At 67.8% G+C, this 12,233-nt stretch carries 8 protein-coding genes and 1 pseudogene; all 9 read right to left on the bottom strand.

Translation table 11 applies throughout. The annotated features are described in order from the left end of the window. Positions 1–51: 51 nt before the first annotated feature. Positions 52–477, bottom strand: a pseudogene (locus AC1DBQ_RS17235) (RNase adapter RapZ); the annotation flags it as partial. A 121-nt stretch (positions 478–598) separates the two neighbouring features. Further along, positions 599–2,605, bottom strand: a complete 2,007-nt coding sequence (gene uvrC, locus AC1DBQ_RS17230; RefSeq protein ID WP_476929674.1) for an excinuclease ABC subunit UvrC — start codon at positions 2,603–2,605, stop codon at positions 599–601. Between the two features lie 69 nt (positions 2,606–2,674). Beyond that, a complete protein-coding gene (locus AC1DBQ_RS17225; protein WP_476929673.1) occupies positions 2,675–3,343 on the bottom strand; it encodes a lysophospholipid acyltransferase family protein in 669 nt (222 codons plus the stop codon). Next, a complete protein-coding gene (locus AC1DBQ_RS17220; RefSeq protein ID WP_476929672.1) occupies positions 3,330–4,073 on the bottom strand; it encodes an HAD hydrolase-like protein in 744 nt (247 codons plus the stop codon). The genes AC1DBQ_RS17225 and AC1DBQ_RS17220 overlap by 14 nt, the downstream gene beginning before the upstream one ends. 144 nt (positions 4,074–4,217) lie before the next feature. After that, positions 4,218–7,166: an excinuclease ABC subunit UvrA gene (uvrA, locus tag AC1DBQ_RS17215; RefSeq protein WP_476929671.1), complete on the bottom strand. Its 2,949-nt coding sequence runs from the start codon at positions 7,164–7,166 to the stop codon at positions 4,218–4,220. 68 nt (positions 7,167–7,234) lie between these two features. Beyond that, a complete protein-coding gene (locus AC1DBQ_RS17210; protein ID WP_476929670.1) occupies positions 7,235–7,627 on the bottom strand; it encodes a GntR family transcriptional regulator in 393 nt (130 codons plus the stop codon). After that, positions 7,624–9,501, bottom strand: a complete 1,878-nt coding sequence (locus AC1DBQ_RS17205; RefSeq protein WP_476929675.1) for an ABC transporter ATP-binding protein — start codon at positions 9,499–9,501, stop codon at positions 7,624–7,626. Before AC1DBQ_RS17205 ends, AC1DBQ_RS17210 begins: the two co-directional genes overlap by 4 nt. Before the next feature lie 113 nt (positions 9,502–9,614). Beyond that, on the bottom strand, positions 9,615–11,417 hold the full coding sequence (locus AC1DBQ_RS17200) for an ABC transporter ATP-binding protein (protein ID WP_476929669.1): 1,803 nt from the start codon (positions 11,415–11,417) through the stop codon (positions 9,615–9,617). Between the two features lie 135 nt (positions 11,418–11,552). Further along, positions 11,553–12,233, bottom strand: a 681-nt coding sequence (locus AC1DBQ_RS17195) for a methyltransferase domain-containing protein (RefSeq protein WP_476929668.1), incomplete at its 5' end; no start/stop codon positions are given.

Genomic DNA, 12,233 nt, shown 5'->3' with positions numbered 1-12,233 from the left:
ATCCAGGACGATGTCAGCGGTGTCCCTCAGCTCACGGACAAGCTCCCGCTAGGCGGCGATGCCGTCGAGGATCCGGCCGCCGCCCTGAAGCGGGTGCGGCCGGCGGCCCTGCTCGAAGCGGCGGACCAGGACATCGTCGTTAGCATCGAGGAACAGCACGCGGAAGGTCACCCCGGAGGCCTCGAGGGCGCGTAGCGCAGCGCGCATGTCCGCGAACAGGTCCTTGCTCCTGACATCCATCACGACGGCGAGCTTGGACATCGAGTGCGGTGTGCGCGACACCAGTTCCGCGAGCGTGCCGAGCATCTGCGGCGGGAGGTTTTCCACGACGTACCAGCCGTGGTCCTCGAGGGCGTCCGAGGCGGTGCTCCGGCCGGCTCCGGACATGCCGGTCACCACGAGCAGTTMCGCCTCGACGGGTTTGACGGGTGTCATGCCGTCCTCATCCGTCCCGGATTCTGCCGTCGAGTCTGCCATCAGTGAAGCCCCATCTCTGCCTGTGCGTCTGCTGTTGCGGTCAGGTAGCGGCGCGGCCGCGGTGATGMCGCGCCCGTGCCGTTTCCCAAGTCTTTACCCTAGCTAAGTTTGGCGGAGCTAGCTAAGTTTCGAGGATTTCGCCGGTGGTCATGTTGATGGCCGGAACCGTGGCGGCTTCCTCGCCGCCGGCAGTGAAGTGCCGGACGATCGCGGCGGCCAGGGACGGACCGATCCCCTTGGCGCCGGTGAGTTCTTCCTGCGTCGCCGCTTTGATGCCCTTKACGGAACCGAATTCGGCCAGGAKGGCCTTGCGTTTGGACTCGCCCAGCCCGGGCACKCCGTCCAGCGCGGAGACCGTCATGGCCTTGCCGCGCTTTTGCCGGTGGAAGGAGATGGCGAAGCGGTGGGCCTCGTCGCGGATCCGCTGCAGCAGGTACAGGCCGGCGGAGGCGCGCGGCAGGATCACCGGGAAGTCGCTGTCCGGCAGCCACACCTCCTCGAGCCGTTTGGCCAGGCCGACAACGTACACGTCCTCGATGCCCAGTTCGGCCAGCGCCCGGGCGGCGGCGTTGACCTGCGGTTTGCCGCCGTCAACGACGACGAGGTTGGGCGGGTAGGCAAATTTGCTCCGCGGGGCCGGCGTGGTGGAGTCCGCGACCGCCGCCGCGGTTGCCGCTTCCAGCGCGGCCTGGTGTGCCGGTTTGGCCGCGGCGGCCGCCTGTTCGCGTTTCTCGTCCAGGTAGTGCCGGAACCGTCGGGTCAGGACATCGTGCATTGCGGCGGTGTCGTCGGTGGCGGCGGCCCCCGTGACGGCGAACTTGCGGTAGTCGGACTTCTTCGGCAGCCCGTCCTCCACCACCACCATGGAGCCGACCACGTTGGTGCCCTGGACGTGGGAAATGTCGAAGCATTCGATCCGCAGCAGCGCCACGGGGAGGTCGAGTGCCTCCTGGAGTTCCTGGAGGGMCTGGGAGCGCATGGTGAGGTCGCCGGCGCGCCGGGACTTGTGCAGCTTCAGCGCGTGCTCGGCGTTGTCCCGCACCGTGGACATGAGCGCGGCCTTGTCGCCGCGCTGAGGCACCCGGATGTCCACGCGGGCCCCGCGCAGGCCGCTGAGCCATTGCGCGAGTTCGGCGGCGTTGCTGGGTTCGGCGGGCACCAGGACCTCCCGGGGCAGCCTGCCCTGGACGCCGGCTTCCTCGCCGTAGACCTGCTGGAGCAGGTGTTCGACCAGTTCGGGGGTGGTGGAGTCCTCKACCTTTTCCACCACCCAGCCGCGTTGGCCGCGGATCCGGCCGCCGCGGACGTGGAAGACCTGGACGGCGGCTTCGAGTTCGTCTTCGTGGAGGGCGAAGACGTCCGCGTCCRTGCCCTCGGCGAGAACGACGGCGTTGCGTTCGAAGACTTTCTTCATCGCCACGATGTCGTCCCGGAGGCGCGCCGCCCGCTCGTAGTCGAGCTCGGCGACCGCGGCGGCCATCTCGCGTTCCAGCCGGTTCACGAAGGGCTTGGCTTMCCCGCCCATGAAGGTGCAGAAGTCCTCGGCCAGGGCGCGGTGGTCCTCGGCGGAGATGCGCCCCACGCAGGGCGCGGAGCATTTGTCGATGTAGCCGAGCAGGCACGGCCGGCCGCTGGCTTCGGCGCGTTTGAGCACGCCGGCGCTGCAGCTGCGCACGGGGAAGACCCGCAGCAGGGTGTCCATGGTGTCCCGGATCGCACCGGCGGTGTAGGGGCCGAAATACCGGGTGCCTTTGCGCCGGTCGCCGCGGAGCACCTGGACGCGCGGGTACTTCTCCCCCATCGTGACGGCCAGGTACGGGTAGCTTTTGTCGTCCCGGAACATCACGTTGAATCGCGGCGTGAATTCCTTGATCCAGGTGTATTCCAGCTGCAGCGACTCGAGTTCGCTGCCCACCACGGTCCATTCGACGCTGCTGGCCGTGTGCACCATGGCGTAGGTCTTGGGCATCAGCCCTGCCGGGTTGGCGAAGTAGGAATTCAGCCGGGAACGGAGGTTCTTGGCCTTGCCGACATAGATGACCCGGCCGTGCGGATCGCGGAAGCGGTACACGCCCGGATTGGTCGGGATTTCACCTGTCTGGGGTCGGTAACCCGCTGGATCTGCCACGGTTCCAGTCTACTGAGCCTCCGGGAGTGCCGCGGCACCGGCCCGGCCGGGGAACCGCGGCTGCTCCCGCTATTCGACCGACTTGCTCTGGTTGTAGCTGGTGGAGCGTTCCTGGCCGCTCAGTTCCGCGATGGCGTCCATGATGCGGTCGGTGACCTGGCGGCGGGCCGGCAGCGAGTGGTCCGGTCCCGTCTTCTCGAAGTACAGCGGCTCGCCCACCTTCATGGTGAAGTGCTGCGGTTTGACCGCCTTGCTGTCCGCCGGCTGCAGGTGTTCCGTGCCGATCAGGCCAACCGGGATCACCGGCGCCCCCGTCGTGAGGGCCAGCCAGCCGACGCCGGTGCGGCCGCGGTACAGGATGCCGTCGCGGGAGCGGGTGCCTTCGGGGTAGATGCCCACGCCGCGGCCGGCGTCGAGGATGTCCAGCAKCGTCTTCAGCGCCTGGACGCTGGCGGCCTGCTCCCCGCGCTCGACGGGGATGGAGCCCACGGCCTCGAAKAAGGACTTCATGGCCTTGCCCTTGACGCCGCCGGTGGTGAAGTACTCGGCCTTCGCGAAGAACGCCACGGGCCGCGGCATGAGGGCCTGGACGATCACGCTGTCCAGGAAGGAGAGGTGGTTGGGGGCCACGATGAACGGGCCTTCCTTGGGCACGTTCTCCAGGCCGATGACCGTGGGACGGCACGTGGACGATATGAGCCCGCGCGTGGTCCATCGGATGACGTCAAACATTTCCATCGGTGTGCACCTCGTTCAGGGCTGCGGTCCCCGGGCGTTCGGAGAGTCTGGTGATCGTTGCGTGGAGCGCCGTGGTGGTGTGCACGATCTCGACGGCGCCGGCCGCGTGCAGTTCGCCGTCGGGCGCAAAACCCCAGCCTACGCCGATGCAGTCCAGTCCGTTGGCGGCGGCCCCGGCGACGTCCTGGGCGCGGTCGCCCACCATCACGGCATGGCCGGCCGTCGACGGGACGGCGGCAGCCAGGTCCGAGAGCGCGGCGGCGACGATGGCGGCCTTGCCTAAGGGGACGGAGTCCGTTGCGGCGCCTGCCTCGTCGGCGGTCGAGCCGCGGATGCTGTGGAAGAGTCCGGCGATGCCGTGGTGTTCCAGCACGGTGCGKGCCAGACCTTCCGGTTTCTGGGTGGCGACGGCGATGGGCCGCCCGGCGGCGACGAAGCCTTCGAGGAGGTCGCGGATTCCGGGGTACAGCCGGCTCTGCGCGATGCCGGTGGACGCGTAGTGCCGGCGATAGATCCGGATGACGTCCGCGAGGAGCGCTGCCGGTACGCGGGCGATTTCCGTGAGKGAATGGCTCAGTTTGGGTCCGACCATCTCGTCCATCCGGGCAGGGTCCGGAACGGGCAGTCCGAGTTCGGTGAGGGCCGCGGCGATTCCGCCCGTGATGCCCCCGGCCGGATCGACAAGAGTGCCGTCGAGGTCGAAGATCACGGGCACTGTTGTATGCGTCACCGGCTTAGTTTCTCACGAGTGCACGGATGCCAGAAATTCGCATACTCCTTCAGGAATACATCAGGGGGCTCCTTGGCCGTGCCGTAGGCCGGGAGCGCTCCGCAGTGGTGCTCCCGGCCCGTCCGCACGGCACGGGGTCAGTTCTCAGGCGAGGAGTTCGGCGAGGAACGCGGCCGTGTGGCTTTCGCTGGACTTTGCGACCTGCTCCGGGGTGCCGGAGGCCACTACCCGGCCGCCGCCGGAACCGCCGTCGGGGCCAAGGTCCACGATCCAGTCGGCGCTCTTGATGACGTCGAGGTTGTGCTCGATCGTGATCACGGTGTTGCCCTTTTCCACGAGGCCCTGCAGCACCATGAGGAGCTTGCGGATGTCCTCGAAGTGCAGGCCCGTGGTGGGCTCGTCCAGGACATAGACGCTGCGGCCGTTGGAGCGCTTCTGGAGCTCAGCCGCGAGCTTCACGCGCTGGGCCTCGCCGCCGGAGAGCGTGGTGGCGGGCTGGCCGAGCCGGACGTAGCCGAGGCCGACGTCGACAAGCGTGTTGAGGTGCCGGGCGATCGGGGAGAACGCCGCGAAGAACTCGGCGCCTTCCTCGATGGGCATGTTCAGCACGTCCGCGATCGTCTTGCCCTTGTAGTGGACCTCCAGGGTTTCGCGGTTGTACCGGGCACCGTKGCAGACCTCGCAGGGGACATAGACGTCCGGCAGGAAGTTCATCTCGATCTTCAGGGTGCCGTCGCCGGAGCAGGCCTCGCAGCGGCCGCCCTTGACGTTGAAGGAGAACCGGCCGGGCTGGTAGCCGCGGACCTTCGCCTCGGTGGTCTCGGCGAAGAGCTTCCGGATGTGGTCGAACACGCCGGTGTAGGTGGCCGGGTTCGAGCGCGGGGTGCGTCCGATGGGGCTCTGGTCGACGTGCACCACCTTGTCCAGGTGTTCGAGGCCTTGGACGGACTTGTGCCGGCCCGCCACTTGCTTGGCGCCGTTGAGCTTGTTGGCGAGCACCTTGTAGAGGATCTCGTTGACGAGGGTGGACTTGCCGGAGCCGCTGACGCCGGTGACGGCGGTGAAGAGGCCCAGCGGGAAAGCTGCGTCCACGTTGAGCAGGTTGTTTTCCTTGGCGCCGACGACTTTGAGCTCGCGCTTCTTGTCGTATTTGCGCCGCTTCTTCGGTACCTCGATGGACTTCCGGCCGGAGAGGTAGTCGCCGGTCAGGGACTCCGTGTTCTTCAGCAGGTCCTGGTACGAACCGGAGTGGACCACCATGCCGCCGTGCTCGCCGGCACCGGGTCCGATGTCCACGACCCAGTCGGCTTCGTGGATGGTGTCCTCGTCATGCTCCACCACGATCAGGGTGTTGCCMAGGTCCCGGAGCCGGGTGAGGGTTTCGATCAGGCGGCGGTTGTCCCGCTGGTGCAGGCCGATGGAGGGCTCGTCGAGGACGTAGAGCACGCCTACAAGTCCGGAGCCGATCTGGGTGGCCAGCCGGATGCGCTGGGCTTCACCGCCGGACAGGGTTCCGGAGGGCCGCTCCAGGTTCAGGTATTCGAGTCCGACGTCGAGGAGGAAGGTCAGCCGGGCCTGGATTTCCTTGAGGACCTGGTGGGCGATCTGCGCTTCGCGGCCCGTGAGGACGAGGTTGTCGAGGAAGTGCGCGCATTCCCGCATGGGCAGCGCGGCGACTTCGGCGATGGACTTGCCGTTGATCAGCACCGAAAGGGACGCGGGGTTCAGGCGTGCACCGTTGCAGGCCGGGCACGGTACCTGGCGCATGTACTCCTCGTAGCGGTCGCGCGCCGAGTCGGAATCGGTCTCGCCATGCTTGCGGTGGACGTACTGCACGACGCCCTCAAAGCCGGTGCTGTACTTGCGTTCCCGGCCGAAGCGGTTGCGGTACTGCACCACGACCTTGTGGTCCTTGCCGTGCAGCACGGTCTGCCGGACGTCGGCGTCGAGCTTTTCCCACGCCGTCGTCATGGAGAAGTCGAGCTCCTTGGCGAGGCCGCCCAGCAGCCGGTTCCAGTACTCCGTGGTGGCGGTGCCCAGCGACCACGGCGCAATGGCGCCCTCCGAAAGCGAGAGCTCCGGGTTGGGGATGATGAGATCCTCATCGACTTCCAGCTTGGTGCCGATGCCGCTGCAGGCGCTGCAGGMGCCGAACGGGTTGTTGAACGAGAAGGAGYGCGGCTCGATCTCGTCGATCGCCAGGGGGTGTTCGTTGGGGCAGGCGAGGTGTTCGGAGAACGCCCTGATCCGCTCCGGGTCGTCGGCGTCGAGGTCGACGAATTCGGCCAGGACGCGGCCCTCCGCCAGGCCGAGCGCGGTTTCGACGGAGTCGGTGAGGCGCTGGCTGATGCCTTCCTTGACCACGAGGCGGTCCACGACCACTTCGATGGTGTGCTTGAACTGCTTACCCAGCTTGGGCGGATCGCTCAGCTGGACGAGGTCGCCGTCCACGCGTGCCCGCGAGTAGCCCTTGGCGGTCAGTTCCTTGAAGAGGTCGACGAATTCGCCCTTGCGGCCGCGGACCACGGGTGCCAGCACCTGGAAGCGCGTGCCGTCCGGAAGTTCGAGCAGCTGGTCAACGATCTGCTGGGGGGTCTGCTTGGCCACGGGCTCGCCGCAGATGGGGCAGTGCGGCCGGCCCACGCGGGCCCACAGCAGGCGCATGTAGTCGTAAATTTCGGTGATGGTGCCCACGGTGGAGCGCGGGTTCTTGCTCGTGGACTTCTGGTCGATCGACACGGCCGGCGAGAGGCCCTCGATGAAGTCGACGTCGGGCTTGTCCACCTGGCCCAGGAACTGCCGGGCGTAGGCGGAGAGGGACTCGACATAGCGGCGCTGACCCTCGGCGAAGATGGTGTCGAACGCCAGGGAGGACTTGCCGGAGCCGGACAGGCCGGTAAACACGATCATGGCATCGCGGGGCAGGTCCAGGTCCACGTTGCGCAGGTTGTGTTCGCGCGCGCCCTTGACGACGAGGCGCGTCATGTCCGGGCGTTTCAGCTCGGGACGGGGCGGGACGGCCTCCGGGGCTGCCAGCGGTTCGACGGCGGACTGGACTTCAACGGCTGGATCTTCAGCTACAGCTTTAGGCACGAATCTAATGCTAATCGAAAACTTCTTCGAAAAACTATTCTGCCCGCCGCGGGGTCCGCCCGGATGTGCTAGTGGCGGTCGTAGGCGGCGGCCAGCAACTGCACGGCCTCGGCGAAGCTCGCGCCCTGCGCTTTGGCCGCCGCCGCGAACTCCGCCGCGGCGGCGGAGAGCGAGCTCCAGGCGGCATCGCGGGCGCAGACGACCGTGCCGTTCCGGCCCCGGGTCACGACGACGCCGGCGGCCTCGAGTTCCTTGTAGGCACGGGCCACAGTGTGGGGCGCAACGCCCAGTTCGGTCGCGAGGCTCCGCACGGCCGGCAGCCGGGTACCCGGCGCGAGCGTGCCGTTATCGGCGCGTTCAATGACGTACAGCCGGAGCTGTTCGAAGAGCGGGACGGAGCTGGCCGGATTGGTCCGCCAGGAACCGGGGAAACGCTCCCCCGMGGTGTCCGCGGGGCTCACTGTTCCGGCTCCCCGACGKCCTGCACGTGTTCGCGACCGGCGAACTGTGCGTCGTACAAATCCTTGTAGAGCCCGCTCCCGGCCATCAGCTGCTGATGGGTGCCGTGTTCAACGATCCGTCCGTGGTCCATGACGAGAATTAGATCAGCGTCCCGGACCGTGGACAAACGGTGCGCGATCACGAAGCTAGTGTGACCTTGGCGAAGCCGCTCCATGGCATGCCGGATCTGCACCTCGGTACGGCTGTCCACGGAACTCGTCGCCTCATCCAGCACCAGGATGCTGCGGCCGGCGAGCTGCGCCCGCGCGATCGAGACGAGCTGGCACTGGCCCCGGCTCAGGGAGTCGCCGTCGTTGCCGAGCATGGTGGCGTACCCGGCCGGCAGGGCCCTGACGAACTGGTCCACATGGCTKGCCCGGGCCGCCGCGACAATCTCGGCGTCGGTGGCCMCGGGCCGGCCGTACTMGATGTTCTCCCGGATGCTGCCGGTGAACAGCCACGCATCCTGCAAAACCGTGCCGAAGACGGACCGGAGCTCGTCCCGCGGGATGGTGGCGATGTCGGTTGAGTCCACCAGGATCCGGCCCGAGTCGAGTTCGTAGAAGCGCATCAGGAGGTTCACCACGGTGGTCTTGCCGGCGCCGGTGTGTCCCACGATTGCCACGGTCTGTCCCGGTTCCACCGTAAAGGACAGGTCCTTCACCACGGGGGTGCCGAGGCTGTAGCTGAAGGTGACGTGCTCGAACGCGACCCGGCCCGCGGCCGTGCCCGCCGTCAGCGGAGCGTTGGCTTCCCGCAGGTCCCGGGGCTTGCGCCGGCCGTTGAACTTGTGCCGGCCATTGGTCTTGCGCGGGGCATGGACCTTGAGCGKGGTATCGACCGTCAGCGGGGTGCCGGCGCCGTGAAGCCTGCCGCCGCCGTTGGCCGCAGCGGCCGGCACCGCGCTGTCCGGCGGGATCTCGGGAGCATCAAGCAGCTCAAAAACACGCTCCGCGGACGCGAGGCAGGACTGCAGGAGGGTCAGCATTCCGCCGATMTGGCCCATCGGCTGGCTGAAAAGGCGGGAGAACTGGATGAAAGCCTGGATGCCGCCGATCGTCATGGCCCCGGTGGTGACCTGGAGCGCCCCCACCACGGCCACGGCAATGTAGTTGAGATTGGCGACKAACACCATGAGCGGCTGCACTATGCCGGACAGATACTGGGCGCGGGCGCTGGACCGCGTGAGCCTGTCGTTGCAGTCCCGGAAGCTCGCCGCCGACGCCTCCTGCCGGCCGAAGGCCTTGACCACTTCATGCCCCGTGAAGAATTCTTCGAGTTGGGCGTGCAGCGCCCCGGTACTGCTCCATTGTTCCGTGAAGTGCGCCTGGGAATGCTTGGCCACGAACACAGTGATGACGGTCGACACAGGCACCGAGAGGACAGCGATCAGCGCCAGCAGCGGCGAGAGCCAGAGCATCATGGCGAGTGCGGCGGAGAGCATCAGGACGGACATGATCAGCTGGTTGAGGAGCTGGTTGAGGGCCTGGGAGATGTTGTCGACGTCGTTCGTGGCCCTGCTGAGCACCTCGCCGCGGCGCTGCTCCTCGAAATGGCTCGACGGCAGGACATGGAGTTTTTGCTCCACKGAGCCGCGGAGCCCGTAGCTGAGCCGCTGCACGGCCGTGGCGGTCAGGGCGCCCTGGATCCAGCTGAAGAGGGACGCCCCGACGTACAGGGCGGACACCGTCAGGAGCCGCCCGGCCAGCGCCTGTTCGTCGAGGGCGCCGCCGAGGAATCCTGCGACCACGACGTCGGTCGCGTCTCCCAGGACTTTCGGGGCGGCGACGTTGAGCGTCACGAACGCGCAGGTGGCCGCGATGACACCGGCCATCCGCCACTTGAGCGGCCGCAGCAAGCCCAGCAGCCGGGCTGCGGCCCGMCATTTGGAGCGCTCTTTGGCCCCGGCCAGGGCCGCGGACTCCGTGCCTGACGCCCGGCCGCGGCTCACAGGGTTTCCTCCAGGACGAGCTGGGACGCGGCGATCTCCCGGTAGCTTGGCGAGGACTCCATGAGTTCGGCGTGTGTACCCTGCGCGACGAGGCGGCCGTCCTCCAGCACGAGGATCAGCCCGGCGTCCACGATCGTTGCCACCCGTTCGGCCACGATCAGCACGGTGGCCTGCTCCAGCAGAGGCTCGATCGCCGCACGGAGCCGGACATCGGTCCCGTAGTCCAGGGCGGAGAAACTGTCATCGAACAGGTAGACCGGCGAATCCTTGAGCACTGCCCGGGCGATGCACAGGCGCTGGCGTTCGCCGCCGGAGAAGTTGGTGCCGCCCTGGCTGACGGGCGCGTCGAGCCCGAGAGGCAGGGCGCGGACAAAGTCGGCTGCCTGGGCGGACTCGAGTGCCTGCCACAAGTCCGGATCGGCGGCGGCCGGTGAACCGAGGCGAAGGTTTTCAGCGACCGTGCCGGAGAAGAGGTAGGAGTGCTGCGGGACGATGGCGATGAGGCCCCGCAGGGCCTCCAGCGGCATGGCCCGCACATTGCGTCCCCCGATGCTGATCTCGCCGCCGGTCGCGTCGAGGAAGCGGGGAATCAGGTTTAAGAGGGTCGTCTTGCCGCTGCCGGTCGCGCCGATGATCGCCGTCGTGGTCCCGGGGGCGGCGGTGAATGAGATGCCGTCCAGCACGGGCTCCTCGGCGCCGGGATAGGCGAAGGACACGTTGCGGAACTCGACGGCGTGTGCGGGGCGGGCAGTATGACGGGCATGCGACGTGCTCACCTGCCGTGCCGCATCTTCGGGCAGTGCCGCATCTTCGGGCCGGGCAGGGCCGGCATGCGCCCCGGCGGGGGCAGCCGGGTCCGCGATGGACGGTTTCGTGTCCAGTACCTCGCGGATCCGTTCCGCGCACGCCGCGGCCCGCGGGGCGGTCATGAACACGTACATCGCCATCATGATGGCGATCAGGATTTGCAGGATGTAGGCGATGAACGCGGTGAGGGCACCGAGCCGCATTTCGCCGGCGTCGATCCGGTGGCCGCCGAACCACACCACGCACACGGAGGACAGGTTGACCACCAGCATGATCATCGGCATCATCCCGGCCACCAGCAGGGCGGAGCGCAGATTGTTCCGGGTGAGGTCCTTGTTGGCTTCGTCGAAGCGGCGGATTTCGTGGTCCTGCCGGACGAAGCCGCGGATGACGTTGGCGCCGATGATCTGCTCGCGCAGCACGCGGCCGATCCTGTCGAGAAGTCCCTGGCCCTCGCGGTACAGCGGAATCAGGCGGCGCACGATCACCGTCATGATCACCGTGAGGATCGGGATCACGGCGACCACGATCCAGGACAGCACCACGTCCTGGTGCACGGCCAGCGCGATGCCGCCGATGAAGATGGCAGGGGCCGCGATCAACATGGTGAAGACCAGGACTGCGAGGTTCTGGATCTGGGCGACGTCGTTCGTGGCCCGGGTAACGAGGCTGGGCGCACCGAAGACCCCGACCTCCTGGGAGGAAAAGGACTGCACCTTCGCKAAGAGTTCCTCGCGCAGCTGCCCGCCAAGCTCCATGGCGACGACGGCGCCCAGGTAACCCGCCGCTATAGCCGTAGCCACCTGCACGGCGGCGATTCCGGCCATCCAGCCGCCCAGATGGAGGATTTCCCCCGTGTCCCCGCCGATGATGCCGTCGTCGATAATCGCGGCGTTCAGGGTGGGSAGGAGCAGGTTGGCGGTGGTTTGCACGAGCTGGAGCACAACGATGGCCAGCACGCTCCCCTTATGCGCGGACAGTAGCCGCGCCATCAGGCTTATTAGCACCGAACCTCCATCACTTGCCCAGGGCTCGGAATAGGAATCAGCCTAACGGCCGCCCCCACGCCGCCACGTCATTGTAAGCCCCATTCCGGAGTGCCTCGTGTCAACCGGCAGACATGCCTCTCACCCGCGTTTTTGCGCCACCGCAAAGGTGCGCCGGAACGGGAAGACGGTCCCGTGCCGGCCCGCCGGATACGCCTCGTCCAGTCGCGCCGAGTACTCCGCCTCAAACTCCCTGGCCTCGTCTGCCGGGAGGGCGGCCAGGACCGGCCTGAGCCCCGTCCCGCGGACCCACTCCAGGACAGGGTGGGCGCCCGGGAGCAGTTGCAGGTAGGTGGTTTCCCACGCATCGGCGGCGCAACCGGCGTCGAGCATGATGTCAAGGTATTCCGCCGCCTCCCCTACCACGTCGTCGTGGCGCAGGACCCCGGCGAGCCGACCCGCCCACGCCGGGGACTCGGCCAGTTCCCGCATCAGGGTGTGGGAGGGGGCGTTGAAGTTCCCCGGCACCTGTAGCGCGAACCAGGCCCCCGGTTTGAGGGCATCAAGCCACGCCGGCAACAACTCGCGGTGTCCGGGCACCCACTGCAGGGCGGCGTTGGTGACCACCACGTCGGTCTCGCCGGAGGGCAGCCAGTGCCCGATGTCGGCCAGCTCATAGGAGAGGTTGGCCGCCGCGGCCGCATGGTCCCTCGACTTGGCCAGCATCTMCGGCGAGGAATCCAGGCCCACCACCTKGGCCCCCGGCCACCGGTCCGCGAGAGTCGCGGTCAGGTTGCCCGGACCGCAGCCGAGGTCGACGAC

This window comes from Arthrobacter sp. 10T413_2, from assembly GCF_056394205.1.
This window is presented reverse-complemented; position numbering and strand designations above follow the sequence as displayed.